At 62.1% G+C, this 21041-nt stretch carries 21 protein-coding genes and 2 pseudogenes; 15 read left to right on the forward strand and 8 right to left on the reverse strand.

Annotation, left to right across the window (positions count from 1 at the left end):
* Positions 1-101: 101 nt before the first annotated feature.
* The 10 genes and pseudogenes from BLW69_RS09560 to BLW69_RS09610 all read left to right on the forward strand — a co-directional run bounded on the left by BLW69_RS09560 (position 102) and on the right by BLW69_RS09610 (position 8844).
* Entirely contained in the window at positions 102-2549 is a 2448-nt protein-coding gene (locus BLW69_RS09560; protein ID WP_092661646.1) for a putative monovalent cation/H+ antiporter subunit A, read from the forward strand.
* Positions 2550-2844: 295 nt separating this feature from the next.
* Positions 2845-3252, forward strand: a pseudogene (locus BLW69_RS09570) (Na+/H+ antiporter subunit B); the annotation flags it as partial.
* 134 nt (positions 3253-3386) lie between these two features.
* Positions 3387-3764 (forward strand): Na+/H+ antiporter subunit C, encoded by a 378-nt coding sequence (locus tag BLW69_RS09575; protein WP_062453487.1) that lies wholly within the window; start codon positions 3387-3389, stop codon positions 3762-3764.
* 9 nt (positions 3765-3773) lie between these two features.
* Positions 3774-5396, forward strand: coding sequence for a Na+/H+ antiporter subunit D (locus tag BLW69_RS09580; protein ID WP_092661649.1), 1623 nt, complete (start codon positions 3774-3776; stop codon positions 5394-5396).
* Positions 5393-5866: a Na+/H+ antiporter subunit E gene (locus BLW69_RS09585; protein WP_062453485.1), complete on the forward strand. Its 474-nt coding sequence runs from the start codon at positions 5393-5395 to the stop codon at positions 5864-5866. The genes BLW69_RS09580 and BLW69_RS09585 overlap by 4 nt, the downstream gene beginning before the upstream one ends.
* Positions 5863-6216: a cation:proton antiporter gene (locus BLW69_RS09590; protein ID WP_062579644.1), complete on the forward strand. Its 354-nt coding sequence runs from the start codon at positions 5863-5865 to the stop codon at positions 6214-6216. The genes BLW69_RS09585 and BLW69_RS09590 overlap by 4 nt, the downstream gene beginning before the upstream one ends.
* The gene (mnhG, locus tag BLW69_RS09595; protein WP_175487268.1) at positions 6213-6557 is read left to right on the forward strand and encodes a monovalent cation/H(+) antiporter subunit G; all 345 of its coding nucleotides are present in this window, start codon (positions 6213-6215) and stop codon (positions 6555-6557) included. Before BLW69_RS09590 ends, mnhG begins: the two co-directional genes overlap by 4 nt.
* 414 nt (positions 6558-6971) lie before the next feature.
* Positions 6972-7403 (forward strand): Ros/MucR family transcriptional regulator, encoded by a 432-nt coding sequence (locus BLW69_RS09600; RefSeq protein WP_062453483.1) that lies wholly within the window; start codon positions 6972-6974, stop codon positions 7401-7403.
* Between the two features lie 210 nt (positions 7404-7613).
* A complete protein-coding gene (locus BLW69_RS22975) occupies positions 7614-8054 on the forward strand; it encodes a helix-turn-helix domain-containing protein (protein ID WP_082471862.1) in 441 nt (146 codons plus the stop codon).
* Positions 8055-8076: 22 nt separating this feature from the next.
* A complete protein-coding gene (locus BLW69_RS09610) occupies positions 8077-8844 on the forward strand; it encodes a DUF6456 domain-containing protein (protein ID WP_092661651.1) in 768 nt (255 codons plus the stop codon).
* A 5-nt stretch (positions 8845-8849) separates the two neighbouring features.
* Here BLW69_RS09610 and BLW69_RS09615 read toward each other — a convergent pair whose 3' ends face one another.
* From BLW69_RS09615 to BLW69_RS09625, 3 genes are all read right to left on the reverse strand, one after another.
* A complete protein-coding gene (locus BLW69_RS09615; protein ID WP_092661653.1) occupies positions 8850-9866 on the reverse strand; it encodes an acyltransferase family protein in 1017 nt (338 codons plus the stop codon).
* A gap of 134 nt (positions 9867-10000) precedes the next feature.
* Positions 10001-10423 (reverse strand): SufE family protein, encoded by a 423-nt coding sequence (locus tag BLW69_RS09620; protein ID WP_092662457.1) that lies wholly within the window; start codon positions 10421-10423, stop codon positions 10001-10003.
* Positions 10424-10605: 182 nt separating this feature from the next.
* Positions 10606-11043, reverse strand: coding sequence for a DUF5330 domain-containing protein (locus BLW69_RS09625; RefSeq protein ID WP_092661655.1), 438 nt, complete (start codon positions 11041-11043; stop codon positions 10606-10608).
* 477 nt (positions 11044-11520) lie between these two features.
* Here BLW69_RS09625 and BLW69_RS09630 point away from each other — a divergent pair, with 477 nt between their 5' ends.
* Positions 11521-13107 carry a sensor histidine kinase gene (locus BLW69_RS09630; protein ID WP_244508792.1) on the forward strand — a complete coding sequence of 529 codons (1587 nt, stop codon included), beginning with the start codon at positions 11521-11523 and terminating at the stop codon, positions 13105-13107.
* A complete protein-coding gene (locus BLW69_RS09635; RefSeq protein WP_092661657.1) occupies positions 13079-14260 on the forward strand; it encodes a peptidoglycan-binding domain-containing protein in 1182 nt (393 codons plus the stop codon). Before BLW69_RS09630 ends, BLW69_RS09635 begins: the two co-directional genes overlap by 29 nt.
* Before the next feature lie 31 nt (positions 14261-14291).
* Here the strand turns inward: BLW69_RS09635 and BLW69_RS09640 are convergent, their stop codons facing one another.
* Positions 14292-14453 carry a Thivi_2564 family membrane protein gene (locus BLW69_RS09640; protein ID WP_092662461.1) on the reverse strand — a complete coding sequence of 54 codons (162 nt, stop codon included), beginning with the start codon at positions 14451-14453 and terminating at the stop codon, positions 14292-14294.
* 146 nt (positions 14454-14599) lie between these two features.
* Here BLW69_RS09640 and BLW69_RS09645 point away from each other — a divergent pair, with 146 nt between their 5' ends.
* Positions 14600-14950: a DUF1491 family protein gene (locus tag BLW69_RS09645; RefSeq protein WP_092661659.1), complete on the forward strand. Its 351-nt coding sequence runs from the start codon at positions 14600-14602 to the stop codon at positions 14948-14950.
* A gap of 3 nt (positions 14951-14953) precedes the next feature.
* Here the strand turns inward: BLW69_RS09645 and BLW69_RS09650 are convergent, their stop codons facing one another.
* Positions 14954-16045 (reverse strand): DUF2336 domain-containing protein, encoded by a 1092-nt coding sequence (locus BLW69_RS09650; RefSeq protein ID WP_174195849.1) that lies wholly within the window; start codon positions 16043-16045, stop codon positions 14954-14956.
* A 655-nt stretch (positions 16046-16700) separates the two neighbouring features.
* Between BLW69_RS09650 and BLW69_RS22745 the strand changes: the two genes are divergently transcribed.
* Positions 16701-16874 carry a hypothetical protein gene (locus BLW69_RS22745; protein ID WP_156461810.1) on the forward strand — a complete coding sequence of 58 codons (174 nt, stop codon included), beginning with the start codon at positions 16701-16703 and terminating at the stop codon, positions 16872-16874.
* Between the two features lie 17 nt (positions 16875-16891).
* Here BLW69_RS22745 and BLW69_RS09655 read toward each other — a convergent pair whose 3' ends face one another.
* Together BLW69_RS09655 and BLW69_RS09660 are read right to left on the reverse strand one after the other, a co-directional pair.
* On the reverse strand, positions 16892-17473 hold the full coding sequence (locus BLW69_RS09655) for a DUF1254 domain-containing protein (protein WP_092662465.1): 582 nt from the start codon (positions 17471-17473) through the stop codon (positions 16892-16894).
* Complete coding sequence (locus BLW69_RS09660; protein ID WP_062453476.1) at positions 17470-18054, reverse strand: DUF1214 domain-containing protein; 585 nt, start codon at positions 18052-18054, stop codon at positions 17470-17472. The genes BLW69_RS09655 and BLW69_RS09660 overlap by 4 nt, the downstream gene beginning before the upstream one ends.
* Positions 18055-18250: 196 nt before the next feature.
* Here BLW69_RS09660 and BLW69_RS09665 point away from each other — a divergent pair, with 196 nt between their 5' ends.
* Positions 18251-18571 carry a HigA family addiction module antitoxin gene (locus tag BLW69_RS09665; protein ID WP_092661661.1) on the forward strand — a complete coding sequence of 107 codons (321 nt, stop codon included), beginning with the start codon at positions 18251-18253 and terminating at the stop codon, positions 18569-18571.
* Positions 18572-18795: 224 nt separating this feature from the next.
* Here the strand turns inward: BLW69_RS09665 and BLW69_RS09670 are convergent.
* Positions 18796-20967 (reverse strand): annotated as a pseudogene (locus BLW69_RS09670) (transglycosylase domain-containing protein); the annotation flags it as partial.
* Between the last annotated feature and the right edge of the window lie 74 nt (positions 20968-21041).

Raw genomic sequence — 21041 nt, forward strand, 5'->3', positions numbered from 1 at the left:
TCTTGCCCGTCAATGCTTGAGGGACAGACGGGTTTCCCTTAGAAACCGTGGGGCGCTGCCGCTCGGCAGGGATTTGCGAGGATACTCAACGGGAGGGGACCATGGCCGCCACCACGCCGGCATTGACCTTCGCGGCACTCATGCTGCCGTTTCTTGCAGCACTTCTTGCCCCCATGCTCTCGCGCCTGATGGGCCATCGCGCAGCGCTTGTTCTCGCACTTGCACCCGCCTTGGCATGCCTGCATTTCCTGAGCTTCCTTCCGGAAATTGCCGCCGGAGAATCTGCCACGGGCGGCTATGTCTGGGTGCCGAGTTTCAACCTGTCCTTCTCCTGGTTTCTCGACGGCCTGTCGCTCACCTTCGCGCTGCTGATCACCGGCATCGGCACGCTGATCGTGCTGTATTCTGGCGCCTACATGAAGGGCCACCCACAGCAGGGCCGCTTCCTCGCCTTCATCCTGTTCTTTATGGGTGCCATGCTGGGATTGGTCGTCTCCGACAGTTTTCTCATGCTGTTCGTCTATTGGGAACTGACCTCGATCGCCTCCTTCCTGCTGATCGGCTTCGATCACGACCGGGCAGAGGCACGAAGGGCTGCGCTGCAGGCGCTGGTCGTCACCGGCGGCGGCGGGTTGGCGCTTCTTGCCGGCCTTGTTCTCCTCTGGAACGTCACCGGCATCACCCAGCTGTCGCTGCTTCTGCATTCGGGCCTACCGCTCAGCGCCAGCCCCCAGTATTTCGCCATTCTTCTTCTGGTTCTCGCCGGCTGCTTTACCAAGTCGGCTCAGTTTCCGTTCCATTTCTGGCTGCCCAACGCCATGCAGGCGCCGACGCCCGTCTCGGCCTACCTGCATTCCGCAACCATGGTAAAGGCCGGCGTCTATCTCCTGATGCGGCTGCAGCCGGTTCTCGGCGATACGCCCGCCTGGGAAATCCTGCTTCCCTTCTTCGGCGGCATCACGCTGATCTCCGGCGCGCTTCTCGGGTTGAGGCAGACCGACCTCAAGATGATGCTCGCCTACACGACGATGGCCTCGCTCGGCCTCATGGTGATGCTGACCGGGTTCGGCTCCGACCATGCGATCGAGGCCGCGGTGCTTTATCTCATCGCCCATTCGCTGTTCAAAGGCGCGCTGTTCATGGTGGCCGGCGCCATCGACCACGAGACGGGCACGCGCGAGATCTCGAAACTCGGCGGCCTGCGCAAGGCGATGCCCGTCACCTTTGCAGCGGCAGCGCTTGCGGCCCTCTCCATGGCCGGCCTGCCGCTGTTCTTCGGATTCCTCGCCAAGGAAGAGATCTATCTGGCGCTCGTCGACGGCAATCCGCGAGCGATCTTCTTTCTCTGCCTCGCCGTCATCGGCAACGCGCTGATGGGAGCGCTGGCGCTGGCGATCGGTTTCAAACCTTTTCTCGGTCCAAACCGCCCGGATCTTGGGCCCGTCCATGAAGGGCCATGGGGCCTGTGGCTCGGCCCCGTCGTTCTCGCGCTGCTCGGACTTTTAGCGGGCGTTTTCTCGGGCACCGCGCACCAGTATTTTTCAACACCCATGGCAAGCGCCGTGCTGCATGAAAACACGGTCATCGACATCTCCACCGTGCCGCATCTCGGTCTGCCGCTTCTCCTCTCGGTCCTCACCCTGATTCTTGCGGGTCTGGTCCTGTGGCAATTGGAGACGGCACGCGGGCTGATGCGAAGACTGTTCGATGCGCTCGGTCCCGGGCCCGATCGCGGTTTCGACCATGCGGTTCAAGGCCTGATCCGCCTGTCAGTCGTCTTGACCCGCATTCTCCAGCCCGGCCGGCTGGAAATCTATGTCACCGCCACCTTCATCCTTTTGGCGCTTACCCTGCTGGTGCCGCCCTTCCTGTTCAATGAATTCCCGGCCATGCCGGCGTTCCCGCAGACCGTTGCCCTGCACGAATGGGTGTTTCTCGGCATTGCCGTGATCGGTGTTGCGGCGGTCCTGCGCGCGGCCGACCGGCTGACGGCAATCGTCGCGCTCGGCATCCAGGGCTTTGCCATCGCCGTTCTCTTCCTCCTGTTTGGCGCGCCGGATCTGTCGTTCACCCAGTTCATGGTCGAAACGCTCTCGGTCGTCATCCTGGCGCTGGTCATGACGCGCCTCCGTCTGACGCCGTCCGATCACCGGCCGCTCCTCCAGCGCCTGTTCGACGGCACGATAGCGCTCGCCTGCGGCACCGGCTTTACGCTGCTGCTGCTAAAATCCGTGGAGACGCCGTTCGACAACGCGCTGACGGACTTCTTCAACGCCTATTCCAAGGTCATCGCCCACGGTGCCAACGTCGTGAACGTCATCATCGTCGACTTCCGCGGCGTCGACACGCTGGGCGAAATCGCCGTCGTCATGATCACCGGGCTCGCGGTTCTGGCGCTCGTCCGGGTCCGGGCGGGGACGAAGACGGAACTTGGAGCAGGGACCGCGAAACGGACGGCGACAGCTATCCCCATTGGAAAGACAGCGGCCAAAGCCCCAACCACCAAAGCCCCGCAGGCCAAACCATCGACCGGGAGACCAGACCGATGATCAAAGCCCGGACACTTCCCCCAACGTCCCTCATTCCTGTGCTTGTCACAGGAATTCAGCCCCGGCGCGTCCGCGTCGTGAATGACGCGTCTCGCGCGACCACCTCTCCCGCACCCAAGGACTTGGGAGCGCTCGATTTCTGTGACAGGCACAGGAATGAGGGGAGTGTGGAGCAACGTCGCGCTGGCAGGGTGGAGCGCAGTCGTGCTGGACGGCTGGGCCACGGGAATACGGCAAGGCTGAACCACAGGAACGACCGGCGGGTGACAGAAAGCTTCGAACAGGTGGCCCTGCCATGAACACCATCATTCTTCGCACCGTCGCCCCGGTCGTCACTGCACTGACGCTGCTCTTTTCGGTCTTTGTTCTGTTGCGCGGCCATAACGAGCCGGGCGGCGGATTTATCGGCGGTCTGATCGCTGTGTCGGGTCTGGCGATCTACGGGATTGCATTCGGCACCGGTGCGGTGCGCCGGGCCTTGCGCTTTCATCCGATGGCAATCGCCGGGGCGGGCCTTCTGATCGCCATGCTGTCGGGCCTCGTGTCGATCTTTGCCGGCGTGCCCTTCATGACCGGGCTGTGGATCACGCCGAGCCTGTTCGGCACGGACATTCCGCTGTCGACGGTCATATCCTTCGATCTCGGCGTTTACCTCGTCGTGCTCGGCGCCATCACCTCGATCGTGCTGGCGCTGGAACAGGAACCCGGTCCTGAGTTTCCCGCTCCGGCATTGCGCGGCACGACGTCGCGGCGCGCCGAAACGGCTGCGTCCGCAAGAGAGGGCGCGCCAGATCCGGTAACGAAGAAGAAGCGCCGCAAATCGGGAGGAAAACGCTGATGGAAACGCCGCTCGCGATCCTGATCGGCCTCTTCTTTTCGGCCGCGATCTATCTCATGCTGTCGAAATTCACCGTCCGTATTCTCCTTGGCGTCGTGCTGCTCGGCAATGGCGTCAACCTGCTGCTGTTTACCGCCGGCGGCCTGACGCGTTCGGTCCCGGCGATCATTCCGGCGGGCGCAGACACGCTGTCCCATACCGCCGCCAACCCGCTGCCGCAGGCGCTGATCCTGACGGCTATCGTGATTTCGTTTTCGTTCTTCGCTTTTCTCCTCGTGCTCACCTACCGCGCTTTTCAGGATCTCGGCAGCGACAATTCCGACGAGATGCGACTGGCGGAACCCCGCGACGAACCATCGCCGCCGATGGGATATTGAGGACGTTTGATGGCATCCCCCGCAACATCCCCCGTTGATCTCGCAGCCGCCCTGGTCCTCACACCGCCGCCGCTCGGCGACTGGCTGGTGATCCTGCCCGTCGTGCTGATGATCGGCGCCGGCGCAGTCCTCCTGATGGTGCGCAAGTCCGTCCGCCTCCACGGCGGGATCGCCATTGCAGCGCTGCTTCTGCTCGTCCTCGTCAATGGAAGCCTGCTTTTGCGGGTGATCGAAAACGGCCCGGTGACGATGGTCATGGGCCGCTGGCTGCCACCGTTCGGCATCGCCTTCACGGCCGATCTGTTCGGTGCCACGATGGCACTGACGGCCTCGCTTGTGGCACTCGCCGCCGGCATCTTCGCGCTCAAGGATATCGATGGCTCCGGACGGCGCTACGGTTTTTATCCCTTCCTGATGCTGCTGATGGCGGGCGTCTCGGGTGCCTTCCTCACCGGCGACATCTTCAACCTCTATGTCTGGTTCGAGGTCCTGCTGATTTCCTCGTTCGGCCTTCTGATCCTGGGATCACGACCCGAACAGATCGATGGCGCTCTCAAATACGCGGTCCTGAACCTTATCGCCACGACGCTGTTCCTGATCTCAGTCGGGTATCTCTATTCGCTGTTCGGCACGCTCAATATGGCCGATATCGCACTCAAGGCCGGCGACCTCTCGGGCACGGCACCGCTCGTCACGCTGACGGCGCTGTTTACCTTTGCCTTTGCCATGAAGGCGGCGGCCTTTCCGCTCAACTTCTGGCTGCCCGCCTCCTATCACACGCCGCGCATCGTCGTGTCGGCGCTGTTCGGCGCGCTCCTCACCAAGGTTGGCATCTACGCGCTGATCCGCGTCACGGTCATGCTTCTGCCGGTGGAGCGAGAGGTGCTGAGCCCCGCCATCGCCACACTCGCCATTCTGACACTGATAACGGGTGCCCTGGGTGCGCTGGCGCAGAGCGATATCCGCAAACTTGCCGGCTTCCTTGTCATCGCCGGCATCGGCAACATGCTGGCGGGCGTGGCGATCGGGTCTCCGGCCGCCATTTCCGGCGCTATCTTTTATGCGCTGCATTCGATGGTGGCGATGACGGCGCTCTATCTCGTGGTCGGCGAGGCGGCCCGCCGCGCAAGCCTGCTTTCCGGGGACGAAAACCAAGCAAACCGCTGGTCGCTGCATACGCTCGGCGGGCTCTACCGGTCGTCGCCGGGTTTCACGGCGGTGTCGCTTCTTGTGTTCCTCGCCGTCGCCGGCCTGCCGCCGCTGTCGGGTCTGTGGCCGAAGATCATGCTTCTGAAAGCCGCGATGGACATCAACGCATGGTGGCTTGCCGCCGCCATTCTCGTCTCTTCCTTTCTCGTCACCCTCACGCTTGGCCGGATCGTGCTTCTCGCCTACTGGCGGCAGGGGCCTGAATCCGCGGCCGGCCTTGAGCGACAGACCGCAGTTCGCGGTGACTGGCGGCTGTCGCTGCCGCTGCCGCTGTGCGCCCTCGTTCTGCTGGCCGCCGGGTTCGGCCTGTTTCCGGAACATCTTCTGTCGCTGACGCAATCGGCCGCCGAGGGACTTGCCGGCCCGTCCGCCTATATCCGTTCGGTCTTTCCGGACGCCCTGCCGTCGGGAGGCATAAGATGACGTCATTCATCCGCGCTTGCGTCTTTGCCGTCATCTGGGTGGCGATCACGGGCAGCGCCACCATCCTCAACCTTGTGTTCGGCTTTGCCGTCGCAGCGCTCGCGCTCTGGGTCGTGCGTGGCGAGATCGACCGCGCCAGCCGTAAGATGCGGATAGGCCGGATGCTCTCGCTCCTCGTCCTGTTTATCAGGGAACTGGCGATGTCGGCCTGGAAGGTTGCGGTCCTTGTCACGAGACCGAGGCTCGACGTCAAACCCGGAATTTTCGCCTTTCCGTTGACGGTCAGCCGCGATTTCGAGATCACGCTGCTTGCCAACCTCATCACGCTCACGCCGGGCACGCTGTCGGTGGATGTCTCGGCCGACCGCAAGTTCCTCTTCGTGCACGCGCTTGACGCCTCCGATATCGACGCGACCAAGCGGGAAATCGCGGATGGCTTCGAGCGCAAGATCCTGGAGGCATTCGAATGACCGTGTCCGATCCGTCGCTGGCCGCGACGATCCTGTCTGTCTCCACCTGGATTGCCATGGCGGTCCTGTCGGTCGCGTTCCTGTTGACCATCCGGCGGGTGGTGGCGGGACCGACGCTGCCGGACCGTGTGCTTGCGCTCGACATGCTGGTCGGCATCGTCATCGGCTTTATCGCGCTGATTGCCATCCGAACCGGCTTCAACCTCTATATCGATATTGCCATCGCGCTCGGCCTCGTCGGCTTCCTGTCGACCGTCGCCTTTGCCCGCTTCATCATGCCGCGCGTCACCGATGCCGCGAAAGATCCAGCGACATCCGGCAAGACACGCGTGCAAAGGAGGAAACGCTGATGGATCTCGTCGTCGCGCTTGTCGTCTCCGTCCTCGTCCTTGCCGGCGCCTGCTTTTCGCTGATTGCCGCAATCGGCATCAACCGGCTGCCGGATCTCTATACCCGCATGCATGCAGCCTCGAAGGCTGGCACGGTCGGTTCGGGTCTGCTGCTGCTCGCTGTCGGGGTCTATGCCGGGGATCTGCCGGTCCTTGCCCGCGCAATTGCAGGCTTTCTGTTCTTCGTCCTGACGGCCCCGGTTTCGGCGCATCTTCTGGCCGTCGCTGCCCGCCGCGCCGGCTATCCGATGAGCGAACATTCGCTCCACGATGAGATGAAAGCGCACGAAGAATCAATATAGAGGCCGCAATTCGAGCTATAAGCCCGTCATAAAGGCGTCTTTTTTCGATACACTATCAGTTATCAGGTCTTCCCCCGGCTTTACCATCAGAATTCGATCGGCATTACTAGATTTCGCAGTTGGATTTTGGGGGTCCGGATGCTAATTCAGGTGCAGTAGAACCCTGAAATTGTTCTCTTGCGGATTATTTCTCGTGTAAAACGCACAATACGTCTCAGAATTGTGTGCCTATGCGGGAATTGTCCGAAGTAAACAATGTCCGGTGGTATTCATGATCGGCTTTGCGCGCGAAACTTAGGGGTAGGTTTCAGTCTTCGGACAGTGTGCGGGCAGTGGAATGCCATCGTGGTTCTGCAGGATGCGGGTGTTGGTCGGCTCTCGCAACCGTCCGCGAATTACGAACAGGAGACGAAAATGACAGAAATCGCATTGGGCAAAGGCCCGGACCTGCTGGTGGAACTGACAGCAGATATCGTGGCTGCCTATGTGAGCAACCACGTCGTTCCGGTCGGCGACCTTTCAGGACTGATTGCCGACGTTCATACGGCACTGAGTGGCACGGCATCGCCGACGCCCGTCGTGGCCGTGGTTGAAAAGCCGAAGCCGCCGGTCCCGATCAAGAAGTCCATCGAGGACGATTACCTGATCTGCCTGGAAGACGGCATGAAGTTCAAGTCGCTGAAGCGACACCTCATGACCCATTACAACATGACGCCGGAAGAATACCGCGAAAAGTGGGGCCTGCCGTCCGACTATCCGATGGTCGCTCCCGCCTATGCGGAAGCCCGCTCGCGTCTTGCAAAGGAAATGGGCCTCGGCCAGCGCCGCAAGCGCGCCAAGGCTTGATCAGCCTCTGACAGACGGCAGTTGTAACACTGCCAATCAAGAGAACCGGGCGCATGCCCGGTTTTTTGTTGTCTAGAGATAGGAAAAAAATCATAATTAGATTCCTGATGCTTAGCTCGGATGGCGGCCGCTAGGGTGCATTTCGTATTTCCATCCGTCTCTTCCTCCGCTACCGTATGTGAATTAATTCCTAGAAGTGGAGGAGCTGTCATGCCTGCCGAACCGTCCGCCGGGGCAATACCCGTTTCGCCCAGCCTCAGCGTTTCCGGCCGTTCCACCGCACGGATGGCCGCCGGCGCATCCGCGCCTTCCGGGGTAACGCTTCGAATCGGTCGAAAGCCGAAACCCACATGCCTGATCGTGTTTCAGCTCGTCTCGGAAATGGTGTTCCTCTTCGGAGACCGGGTCATGGTCCGGCGCGACCGCCGAAGGCTTGCCGCCCATTCCCGCCAGATCGCCATGTATGTCTGCCACGTGGCGCTGTCGATCTCGGTCGATGACATCGCCGCAAGCTTCGGCCGGGAGCGCTCGACCGTCGCCCATGCCTGCCATCTGGTCGAGGACCGTCGCGACAACCCGGCCTTTGACGATTTCGTTTCCGCCGTCGAACGGATGGTCACCTCCGTCTTCGGTGAAGCGGATGAGGGCTGAGGCTGAAAGAGGAGACGGGTCGATGAAGGATGAAAAGAGCAAAGAGCGTCTGCGTCTTGTGCGCTTGCTGCGCCAGCTTTTGAAAAACGACGGCGCGATCTCGGATGTCGAGACGGCGCATGGTCGCGACCTCGTGCACCAGGCCGTGTCGCTCGGCCTTGCTGTCCAGCAGGATGGCCGGCTTTCGGCGTCGGCTGAGGCCATGTCCTATCTGCGCCGGGTGATGGTGGAGCGGGAGGAGGAGGGGTTTGCCGCTCAGCATGGCGAGATCGAACAGGTCGGGCTGGTGGTGGAGGGCACACGCCAGACGGTCCGCCGCAATCTCGCCGAATCGCCGCTCGGCACTGTCGCAAGGCTGAAGGACAGGGACGGGTCGGCCTTCCTGCCATCAGCCGCCGTCGAGGCGGGCGAGCGGCTGCTTGCCGATTTCACGCGCAGTCAGTTGCAGCCGAAGATCACCGCCTCGTGGGAGCCGCGCCTGTCCAGCCGTGCCGATGGCGGCCGCGGCGGACAGGCGGATGTGGCCGGCAGCGCCATCGACGCACGACGCCGGTTTGGTGCGGCTGTGGAGGCGATGGGACCGGAACTGTCGGGCGTCGCCGTCGATGTCTGCTGCTTTTCGAAAGGGCTGGAACTGGTCGAACGGGAGCGGCAATGGCCGGCACGCTCCGCCAAGCTGATGCTGCGCACCGCACTTCTTGCTCTCGGCCGGCACTACGATCCGCCGCGGCCCGATCCGCGCCGCCGCAGCCACAGTTGGGGAGCAGACGATTACCGGCCGATCCTCTGACGACGTCAGACCGCAGCTATGGCCTGGCGCCTGCGAAACAGGTTGAGGCCGTTGATGTATTTCCGGGCCGGCTGCTCCACCCCGTAGAAGCTCACAAGCGTTGCCACAAACATCGCGGCGACAAGGATAGGCGTCGCCCACCAGGGAGCGATCTCTGCCACCTTGTAAAAGGGCTGCTTCCACAGATAGAGCGAATAGGACCAGATGCCGATCATGGCGAGCGGCTGGAACGACAGGGCGCCGAGGGCTGCCTTCGGCGCCAAATCGATCGTGTTGATGGCAAAGGCGAGAAGCAGCGTCCCGACCGTATAGCGGGCCATATCCGGCGCCGGCAGGATCCACAGCGACAGGCCGAGGATGGCGGCGACAATGGGAGCCGCAGCCGGGACGCGAACCTTGTCGATGAGCACGAACAGCGCCACCGACGCAAAGATCGAGGCCATCCGCACATCGCTCAGCCAGTACACGCTCATGGCGCCCGGTTCGGCATGACTGGTTCGGATCGCACCGTTTGCCATTGCGGCGATGGCAATTGCCAGGCTGACGAAAGCCGCAGCCCTCGCATTGCGGATGACGATGACGACGAGAAGGGCGAGCAGAACATAACTGTGTTCCTCGACCGACAGCGACCAGACATGCCCCAGCACCGACGACGTGTGGGTCCAGGCCTCGTAATAGTTCGTGGTGAAGGTGATCGCCGCGAGATAGGCGGAAGGCTCCAGCAGGAGATGCGACGGCGCGCCAGCAAGCCCGCCAACGACGGAGACGGCGAGCATCGCCGTGGCAAACACCAGGAGCGCTGGATAGATGCGGGAGAACCGACGCTGGAAGAAGGTCGGAATGTCGGTTTTGCGGACGAGCAGAATATCGGCCATCAGCCGTCCGCTCAAGACGAAGAAGAGTTCGACGCCGAGTGAACCGAAGGGCAGAAGCCCGCCTGAGAAATGGTCGGCGATCACGAACAGGATCGCGATGCCGCGCCATCCGTCCAGGTATGCGATACGGTTTGCCTGGTCCTGCATCCTGCTGCCCTGTGGTTGCTTTTAAACAAGCGAGTAGAGCATCAGTATTACAACGAGGATCGGCAGTCCTTCACGTCCGGGTGAGCGGGACTACTATCGCGCGACAGGGTTAATACCGGAAATCCGTGTCTTGATCAGGCGGCCTGCATGATCACCGCTTCCTGACGGATGCGCTTGACCATCGAGCGCAGGCCATTCGCGCGCTGTGCCGAAAGATGCTCCACAAGGCCAATCTTGTCGAACACCTCGATGGCATCCGTGGAGGCGATTTCAGACGCATGCTTGCCGGAATAGACCGACAGCACGATTGCGACGAGCCCGCGCACGATATGCGCATCGCTGTCGCCCTCGAACGTCATCACGGGGTCGGCGCTGTCATCGCTGCCGTGGCTGACGACCCAGACCTGGCTGGCACAGCCCTGTACCTTGTTCTCCGCAGTCTTCTTGTCGTCGGGAAGGTCGGGCATGGCCTTGCCGAGCTCGATCACATAGCGATAGCGATCCTCCCACTCTTCGAGATAGGCGAAATCGTCGATGATCTGTTCGATGCTGGCCATGGCGTGCGGTCCCGTTTGCGCCTTCATATAGGCGGTCACAGCCTCGATTAAAGCAAAAAAATCGCCGTGAGGATGTTGGTCCTCACGGCGTCAGCAACAGGCTGATGAGAGTTAAGGCAGTCCGGCACCGGGAACCGTGGCACGAGACCCGGTGCAAGCTTTGAAATTCGTTGGAGAAGCGGTCAGAGCGTCGGGCGCTTGAGCGGCACCGGAATGTTGCGGGGGATCGTGCCGGTCGCAACCTGCTCGCCGCGGGGGGTCTCGATGCTGATGTCGGAAAGCGAACCTGATGGCATCGGGGTGGCTTCTGGGTCGGCCTTCATGGCAAGCTTCGGCTGGCCGTCGCCGAACTGCTTGTCGAGAAGCTCGTAGGCGACACGGGCACCTTCCTTGGCGCGGACACCAAGCACGGCAAGCGTGTCGGCGCCCTTTTCGCAGACTTCGGGACGTTCGCTGCAGATCGCACTGATATACTGATAGGCGCCGCTTGCGGCAGACACCGCATCGGCCACCTGGAGCGGCGAAATGTTGGCGTCATCGGAGGCCGGTTCGGCACTGAAATAGGACAGCACCACCAGCACGGCTGCGAAGAACACACTTCCCTTGATCAGAAACCACATCGTCTTGGTCCACCTGTTTTGCCCGTTTTCGGGCGTGCCGGCTAAGCTCCAGTCGTCTGGCTTGCCTGTTCCGGTCTTGGCGTCAATCTAGCCGCGGGGAGCGAACATCGCTTTGACGGGTTCGCTCGGGTTTTCGGCAAATTCGATTAAAATGCGACCTTTCCTTGCTCGGGCGGCGGGGTGGACGGATGCTTCCGGACAATTTTAACAAACCGGATTAAGCATAAATGGGGCGGCCCGCCCACGCGCCAAGGGTTGTCGGTCCGCCGATCTGCCCCAATGGTTAATGTATCAGGAAAAATCAAACCAATTCCGACGCTTACGCCCTGTTAACCACAATCAGAAAACAAGCCGTGGATGTGTGCCAAAGCCGGAAAACGGGGCCCTGGACGGGGCTGCGGAAGCCTGTCTTTATAGTTTCCTTAAGCGCACGAGCCCTATTGTGAAGCCTCGAATATGAGACTGAGTAGGTTTTGCGTGCGCGTATTGAGTGACATTGCCGAGAGGGCGGTTCTGCTGGTTGACGGGGCTGCATCCCGTTGGCTGCGACGCATCGGCGAGGGCGAAACCGTCTCTGCCGCGGCCGTCGCGTCGCTGCGCCGGCTTGCCTTTTGCGGTGGCGTCGCCTTCGTTGCCGTGCCGGCTCTTCTCTCCGTCTTTATGAAGCCGGCACTGGCTCTGCCGCTTGGCGCAACCGTCGTTTCGGCGCTCTTCCTGATTCTCGCAGCGCTTGCCTTTGCATGGCCGCGCAATGTCGTCCGGCCGGTCGCCAACGCGCCAGCCGTCGATGATATCGCCTTTCATGCCTGCCCCGGCCTCGCCCTCATCGTCGATCCGCAGGGACGGGTGGTCAAGCTTGGCGGTCGCGACCACGCCGCATTCCCGGACAAGCTGAAAGCCGGCCTTGGCGAAATGCTGGCCGAAATCGTCCATGTGTCCGATCGTCTGGCGCTTCTTCAGGCCGTCGATACGCTGCGCCAGGGTGGCCGCAACGCAATCGTCGACATCCGTGTCGAACGTCCCTTCAGCGCCGTCGGCGGCCGGCAGTTCCTGCATATGTCGTTCGACATGTCGGCCATCCGCGACGGCGAAGGCGATCTGGTCCAGATCTTCGTCCAGGCGCTCGATCGCAGTGCCGAAGAGCGCCTGCGGGTCGAAGCCGAAAATCGCACGATCGAGGCGCAGTCGGCCCATGAGGCGAAGTCGCGCTTCCTCGCCGCCGTCAGCCACGAGCTGCGCACCCCGCTCAATGCGATCCTCGGCTTTTCCGATGTTCTGGCCGGCGAATATTTCGGCAAGCTCGCCAATGACCGCCAGCGTGAATATGTCGGCCTCATCCGCCAGTCGGGCGGCCACCTCCTGTCGGTCGTCACCACCATGCTCGACATGTCGAAGATCGAGGCCGGCCGTTACGAGCTGCTCGCCGAACCCTTCCATATCAGCGAAGCGGTCGAAGCCTGCCGTGCGATGCTCGATCACTCGGCTCGCGAAAAGGGCGTCACGCTGACGGCGCGCACCAACCGCAACCTTGCCGAAGTGGTGGCCGACCGTCGCGCGCTGCAGCAGGTCCTGATCAACCTTGCCGGCAACGCCATCAAGTTCACGCCGGCTGGCGGCGTCGTCTCGATCGATGCCACCGTTGTGGCCGGCAAGCTGGTGATCACGGTCAGCGATACCGGTATCGGCATTGCCGCAGACAAGCTTGCGACGATTGGCCAGCCGTTTACGCAAATCGAAAACGATTTGAGCCGCCAGTATGAAGGCACGGGCCTCGGCCTGTCGCTGGTCAAGGGCCTGATCGCCCTGCACGGCGGCCGCTTCACGATCGAAAGCCGTCTCGGCGAGGGGACCGTCGTCACGATCGCCCTGCCAGCCGATGGGTCCGGCATCGAAGGCGCAGCCGTGGATGACGGTGAGGAGAGGGTGGAATTTCCGCCGCGCCTCATGATATCCAACAAGCCAGGCACGAATAGGCAGCAAGCCCACATCGCCCCCGAAATACTTACGACCATGATGGACGAAGAGGATTTTACCGATGGCCCCGCGAAAGCGAAAATCGCCTGAGAGGCGCAAACCGGCAAAACGGCCGGCGCTTGCCCTTCGCGCGGTGACCGCGACGGGGGGGCTTGTTGGTGGCGTCGTGGGCGGCGTCCTGACACGCCATCCGCGTCCTGTGTTGGGCGCGGCAGGCTTTGTCGTTCTGTTCAGTTTCGTCGCCGCCAATGCGCTCTGGTATCAGCCGGGCGGACATCCGTCGCCCTTCCTTGCCACACGCGATCCGAAAGACCCGAACGCCATCGCCGGCTACCGGCCCTACAAGCGCATGCCGGCAGAAGACGTCACCACATTCCGCATCGAACGGTCCGGCGATGCCAAGCCCGTCATCGAACCGGTCGAACAGCCTGCCGAGCAGACCGCTGTCCAACCGGCTCCAATGCCGGCACCCATGCAGGCTCCCGCTGTCGATCCGATCACGACGCTCATCACCGCAGCACCGCCGGTCCCCGGTTCCGATGAGGATCGTGAGCTGGTTGCCGAAATCCAGCGTGAGCTGACGAAGCGCGGTCTCTATGACGGGGCCGATGACGGCGTTACCGGTCCGCGCACCCAGTCGGCCATCGTGCTGTATCAGCAGCGCATGGGGCTGCCGCAATCCGGAGAGGCCGGCAGCGATCTGCTGGCGGCGCTGAAGGCGGAACGCAAGCCCTCGACCGGCTCGCCCTCGAGCGCTGCCGTGCATGTCCCCGTACCCCAGCCATCGGTCGTTGCAAAACCCGCGGCTGACGAGACGGCCCGCGTGCAGCCAAAGCCGATGGCGCAGCCGAAGACGGTGCCTGCGAACCGGCCGGCCGAAAATATCAGTCTGAAGAGTGAAGACCCGGTGGCGGCGGCGATCCGCTCGTCCGAAACCGGAGGTTCGCGGTCGGGCCAGATCCGCATCCCGCCCGCGGATATTCCGACTGGCGGATTGCGTCCGTCGCCTGCGGTTGCGAAGTCGAACGCCGTCATGACGGCGGATATCCCGGCGCCGAAGCTCGTGCTGCAGATCCAGCGTGGGCTGCAGAACATTGCCTATTCGGATGTCGAAGTGGATGGGGTTGCCGGTGCACAGACGAAGGCGGCGATACGCCGTTTCGAAAAGCATTACCGCTTGCCGGAGACCGGTGAACCAAGCGAAGCGGTTTTGAAGAAACTGAAGGCGATCGGCGCGCTCTAAGCCTGAAGCCGCAAGCGCGCCGGGTCGGTTGTTAGAATACGGCCAGATACTTCAGCAGCGCTATGATGCCGATGATCAGAACGATAACCTGGATGATCTGCTTGATCCGTGCTTCGAGCGGCAGGCGCGCGACAAGATAAAGTACGAGGACGATCACGAGGAAGGTGATCAGAATGCTGATAAGAACGCTCAAGGCCCACTCCTTTTTGGCAAAAATGCGGTAGTGGGGTGGGAAATATGACAGCGGTGCCAAAAGGAAAGGGTTGCCAAGCCTTTACCCTCACTTTCTTTTGATTATTTTCGCTTAACGATGCCGTCCGCAGCCGCTATGACGCTGTAATGCGCCTTAAAACCCACATATTTGTCTCCGCCCTGACCCGCCGCGTCTTTGCCATGGGCGACTACGCAGCGGTTGAGAAAAAGGGTGCCGAGGAGGCTGGTGCCATCTTCATCCGCCAACGCTTTCGCGATGGCACCGAAACGCTTTATGCGCCGGCACCGCAAAACTTCTTTGACGACGAGGACGATGGCGGGCGCAAGTTCGAACGGCGTCTGGTGCGGGCAGAGCCCGATACGGTGCGCGAGACGATCGATCGCGAAAAGCGCTTCGACCCGGATCTCTGGGTGGTCGAGATCGAGGTGGACGAGATCGGCGACCTGATCGAGGTCGTCAGCGCCGATGCTCGATAGGCCTTACCGGCCGCGGCCGGCGCGTCTCATGCTGGCCGATGTACGGAATGGCCGCTCGGCCTCTTCGGTCGCGTGGGGGGCAGGGGCCTCGACGGGTTGCGCAACCGGTCGCTCCGCATAGGTATAGCCGTCGGCCCGGCGCCAGGCTTCGAGCCTTCGTCCGCATTCGTCGATATCGAGAACCAGCCACATGGCCGTCGCCCGGCTTGCACCGTCAAGCTGTTCGTGTGCGAGGTGACCGTAGAACCTTTCCAGGACGAAGACGGCTTCCGCTTCGTCCATGAACAGACCCTTGAGCGTCGTCGCCAGCTGCTGGCCGGAGATATCGAGCATGATCCGTTGTGCGAGCCAGCGGCTGGCCGACAGCGCGTCTGCCAGAACGCCGGCAAACAGCGTCGCCTCGCGGGCACGGGCAAATCGGACCAGAAGGGCGGCATGCGTTTCGCTGAGCTGCCGCAGACCCTGCCGGTCGTCGCTCTGGCGTTCCATATGGCCGGCCAGAAGCTTGATGCGGCGGCGCAGCTCCTCTTCGCGCGCAGCCCGGGCTTCCTCGGGCAGCAGAAAGTCGTCTTCGGCCTTTGCGGTCTCGACCGGCGTGTCTGCCGGGGATTCGACCACGGTCGACATGGCCTCGATCGCGGCAGCGGGAAGCTCGCGCCGTTCGGTGATCGGCCTTGCGATCGTATCATAGCGCATGCCGACCAGCGCATCGATGACGATCGGCGACAGGCTTTCGCGCTTGGCGATCGCGCGGGCGTGGTTGACGCCCTGGCTGCGGGCGATGGTGATCAGCGCATCGTTGGAAAGGCAGGGCGAGGCAATCAGGAAGGGTGCGGCGACCGCGATCGGCTGGCTTCCGATGAAAAAGGCGACGGCCGGCGGAATGGCGGGTGATTGCGAAAGGGCTGCCACCGCATCGCGGCGGGCTTCTTCCGAAGAGGCGGCAAACAGCGGTGCGAACAGCTCGGCGAACTGTCTCAGTTCGGAGCGGGAAGGACGCGACAGGCTTTCGAAGCTCGTGACGGTGGCCATCAACACCACATCCTTTTTTCGCATGGCTTGTGGCCTCTCAAGGTCTCGAAACTCGTTGGTCACGGGCAACTCTCATCTACGCAATACATGTCCGAAACGCGTGATGCCGCCGGGGTAAACACGCGCCCCGGTGCATCTCGTCTACCTGTGCCTGGGGAACTCCCCGGAGCATATTCCGCCGGATGCAGCTGTCTCTCGCGCCGCGCCCGTCGGTTTCGCCTTGGTTTACCAGATGCTAACGCTTTGAGGGTTAACGGTCAGTGAAAGCGGCTCGTTTTGGCGCACCGATGACCGTTCGAAAACGACAAAATCGTGCCGTTCGAAGACTGTGAAGTTTGTATGACGCGGTGAACAAAGATGCCGTTTTGGCGTTCATCAGCCTGATACCAGCATACGTCGATATCAACTGCCATATTAGAATTAACTCACTGTTAATCCACGTCTGGCTGTATTGGTCTGTAACCGGGCCGTAGCATCCGGTTTGATAAGCGTCGGGGCACCCTGAAAGCCCGTAAAACGGGGTAGATGGCCCGAAGGCTCGCATAACGACCGTGAGGTCGCTTTTCTAAGGTAATGTCGCTGCGCCGCGATTGGGCGCTCTGACGAGAAGGACGCGGATGTTCCTGCCGTATCAGGCAGGTCGCGTCAGCCCCGAAAGGGCAGGGTGAGATATCTTCGTCTTCATCCGTCTCGAATTCGTAAAGTCACGGAGACGAGCATGGCAGAGATCGTGATACTGAACAAATGGCGTGACCAGCATGGCCGCAAGCCGCAGATCCGCATCGGCGAAGCCGATCCCGGCGAAGTGGTGCTGTTTACCGGCGTGCGCTACGAGCGTTTCGACGACCGGATGGACCGCAAGGCCGAAAACCACGCCGTCCGCGCCGAGTAGGCCGGTACGAAACGGACCTAGAAGCGGCTTCTGCCGCGCCACTGGAACGCGCCACAATCCGCGTCCTTCAGAAACTGTGTGGCTGCCTCAGAAAAACTCGCCTGCGGCGTCAGCGCCCGCAGCACTGCATAGCCTTCGCCCGACTGGCTCTCGACAAGGATCGACTGGCTGATCCCGGTGGGCAGGCTTTTGCGCAGCATCGTCATCTGCGTCGGCGTCGCGATCACCACATCCAGCATGCCGCCCGGCGACGTTCGGTCGTTGATGCTGAACACCTCGTTGGACGCCCCGTCATAGATCCCGAGCGACCAGAACGGCAGGCCGGTATTTTCAGCCGTCAGCCTGACCGGGCCTTCCGATACGTCAAAACCGCAGACAGCGGTCTCCACGAAGGGATCGTCCTTGGAAAGACCGGCCCGGTCCGCCGTTTCGGTCAGTCGGTAGAACCGTTGCGTTTCGCCTTCCTTCAGCACCCGCGTATAGGCATCGTTTTCCGAAAAATGCGGCAGTGCGAGCACGATGATCAAATGCAGCAGTGCTGCCCCGACAAGTCCCGCCGCGACAGCAAATGCCAGACCTGTGAAAAACCGCCGGATCATGGGCCGCATCCGATCTTTTCAATGAGCGGCATGGCAAGGTCGATCAGTCCGGAACTGCCCGCGGTCGGCGTGTCGAACAGGGTGAGGACGAGCCTGAAGTCCCCGCTTTGTGTGAGAGCCAGCCAGTTGCCGGACTTGGCCGTCGGCGATGCGGTGATTTCGAACTCGCCATTCGGCTGGCGCAGCGTGATGCGCGAATTGAGCGCCTGCGGCAAATCCGACGACAGCGAGGGTGCAGCAGCCCCGGGCGCCTGCGCAAACAGCGTCCAGAACCGTGCCTGCGGCGTGTGACCCCGGATCCTGTAGGAGCAGCTTGCCACAAGCCGCTCGCCGCTCATGTCGGTCGTCGCGGTAAAGGTCAGGCCCTCGGCGCTGGCATAGAGAAGCTTGCCGGCATTGGCCCGGTGCGATTTGGCATAAGGGTCTGCATCGGCCGTCTGCGCCTGCGGAAACGCCTCCCAAGGCCCGATCCGGAGCACCCCGAACCCGGTCGTCGCATCAAGCGCCAGCCGGGTCGACCAGATCCCGCCGCCGAATGCGATGGCAAGTGCAACGGCGATGAGGAAGGGAATACGGAACACGGGATTGGCTTTGTGTCTTTTTGGAGCGTTCGCGAAGGGTTAGCATTGTTTGGCGGGAAGGGGGAAGGGCCTCGCGTGGCATATTGAAATCTATGCCGATCGATCCGGCCCGGCCTGCAGTGTCGAGATGGAAGTAACGATCCCCATCGAACGGAAATAGTGAATAGATTTCGTCTGAACTGATGGAGGCCCGAGCATGTCGAAATCGTCAATTACCAAGGCTGATGCTGAATGGCTGCCGAACCCGCATCCCGGCGAGATTCTTCTGGAGGATTTCTTGAAGCCGATGCAGCTTAGCCAGAACGGGCTTGCCTGTGCCGTCGGCGTTCCACCCCGGCGCATCAACGAGATCGTGCTTGGCAAGCGCGCGATCACAGCCGATACGGATCTCCGTCTGGCACGCTATTTCGGCATGTCGGAAGGCGTCTTTCTCGGCCTGCAGGCTGATTACGAGCTTCTTCGCCGCCGCCGCGAACTCGGAGATGAGCTCGAGCGGATCACCCCGCGCGCTGTCTGAGGCCAACCGAGCTAGCGCCGCACTTCCAGATTGATCGGCGTCACCTTTGCCGTCGACTGTTTCGGCTGATGCCGGGTCGATATCGAGCCCGTCACGGGACCGGCTTCCGGCACCGACGCCTTGTCGCTTTGGGTAGCGGCGCCCTGGACCTTGTCACCCTGAACAGAGGTTGCCTGTCCGTCGACAGCTGGCTTGCCGGCATCGGCGACCTTGGGGCCGCCCGCTGCAAGCGGTGGAGCCTCGGACAGCGCCTTGCCGATCTGCTTGAGCGTTCTGGTGGCTTCGGCCGAAAGCGAGCGCGGTCTCTGCAGCGGCGGCAGGGCATTCTCGCCTTCCTTCGCTTTCGCAATTTCCTGGCTCTTCTTGTCGCTCTTGTGGTCGCCGTTCGGCAGTGGGTTTTCGATGCCGGGAATGGGTTTCAGCTCGATCCCCTGATGGGCGTAGTCCATCAGCACCTTGAAGGTCATCGCCGGAAGCGAGCCGCCGGTCATGTTGTTCATCGAGGTGAAGTCGTCGTTTCCGAACCACACCGCCGTCGTGTAATTGCCGGTAAAGCCGATAAACCAGGCGTCGCGATAGCTCTGCGACGTGCCGGTCTTGCCGCCGGTGACGATGCCGCCATCGAGTGCCGCGCGCCGCGCCGTGCCCTGATAGGGGATCGTCGTCAGGATGCGGTTCATCGATGAGGTCGCCTGTTCGGACAGAACCCGCTTTGCCGGCGCCTCGTCGCGGCCGAAATCGTAGAGAATGTTGCCGCCGTAACCGAGAACCTGCTCGATCCCGTGGCGATGCGATTGCACGCCGCCGGCCGGCATCACCGCATAGGCGGTGGCCTGGTCGAGTACCGTTACCTCGGACGTGCCGAGCGGGATCGTCTTGTCGCTTCTGAGCGGCGTCTCGACACCAAAAGCCTTTGCGGTGTTGACGATGACGTCGGTGCCGAGTACATCCTTGGCAAGCCGGACAGGCACCGTATTGAGCGATTGCTGCATGGCGCTCATCAGGGTCACCTTGCCCTTGTAGGAGCGACCGTAATTCTGCGGCGACCAGCCCCGCCAGGTGATCGGAGCGTCGGAGATCACCGACTCCGGCTTGTAGCCGTGCTCCATCGCGGCGGAGTAGGTATAGAGCTTGAATGACGAGCCCGGTTGTCTCAGCGCCTTGGTGGCACGGTTGAACTGGCTCTCGCCATAGTCGCGGCCGCCGACCATGGCGCGCACGCCGCCGCCGTTTTCGATCATCACCATGGCGCCCTGCTTCACCTTGAAGCTGTCGCCGTATTCGCGAAGGCTGGTTTCCATCGCGGCATCGGCTGCCTGCTGCAGGCCCATGTCGATCGTGGTCCTGACCACCATCGAATGCTCGCGGATCTTGCCGGCCTTGGCCAGCCGCTGCACCTCGTCAAAGGCCCAGTCGAGGAAATAGTCTGGCGACTTGACCTCGGCGCGGTCGATCGCGGTTGCCGGCGTGCGGCGGGCCGCGATCACCTGGCCCTCCGACATCAGGCCTGACTGTACAAGGTTGGACAGAACGTCGTTGGCGCGGGCGCGCGCAGCCGGCAGGTTCACATGCGGCGCATATTTCGCCGGTGCCTTGAACAGGCCGGCCAGCATCGCGCTTTCCGCAAGGCTGACTTCGGTGATGTTCTTGCCGAAATAGAACTGGCTTGCCGCGGCTGCCCCGAACGTGCCGCCGCCCATATAGGCGCGGTCTAGATAGAGCGACAGGATCTCTTTCTTCGAAAGGTTCGCCTCCAGCCACATGGCCAGAAACGCTTCCTTGATCTTGCGCTCGATCGACCGTTCGTTGGTGAGGAACAGGTTCTTCGCCAGCTGCTGGGTGAGCGTCGATCCGCCCTGGACGACACCGCCGGCCTTGGCGTTTTCGGAAAGCGCGCGGCCGAGGCCGATGAAGTCGATCCCGTAGTGATCGAAGAAGCGACGGTCCTCGGTCGCCAGAACAGCCTTGATCAGGTGGTCGGGCAGTTGCTCGATCGGAACCGAGCCTTCATGGATGATGCCGCGATGGCCGATGACGTTGCCGTAGCGGTCGAGAAAGGTGACGGCGAAATCGCCCCGGTTGCGCCAGTCTTCCTTGGTTTCTTCAAAGGCTGGCTGGGCAAGCGCCAGAAGCGCAACGCAACCGACCGTGCCGAGCGTCATAGCCTCGCCGGCAAGCTCGAAACCAAGCTTTTTCAAGCCTGTAACGCGGAACCGTCGGAAGAAGATGGTGATCTCTTCCCAGACTTCGCCGGCCCGGAAACCGAGGTTCCAGACAGTAGAATCGATCCAGCTGTCGATCCGCAGGAGGATGTGGCGCTTCTTGCGCGAGGAGCCGGAGCGCTCTTGCTTAACCGGTGATTTCGGATGGTCCTGCACTGGAAGTTCCTGCCCCATTTCCCCCATCGCCCGATGAGAAACGCTTGACGCCGACCCCCCGGAGGGATCAAAGGCATGAGCGTCTCACCGTT

Origin of the sequence: Rhizobium sp. NFR12, from assembly GCF_900108545.1 — a bacterium.
In the GTDB taxonomy this organism is placed as follows: Bacteria; Pseudomonadota; Alphaproteobacteria; order Rhizobiales; family Rhizobiaceae; genus Neorhizobium; species Neorhizobium soli.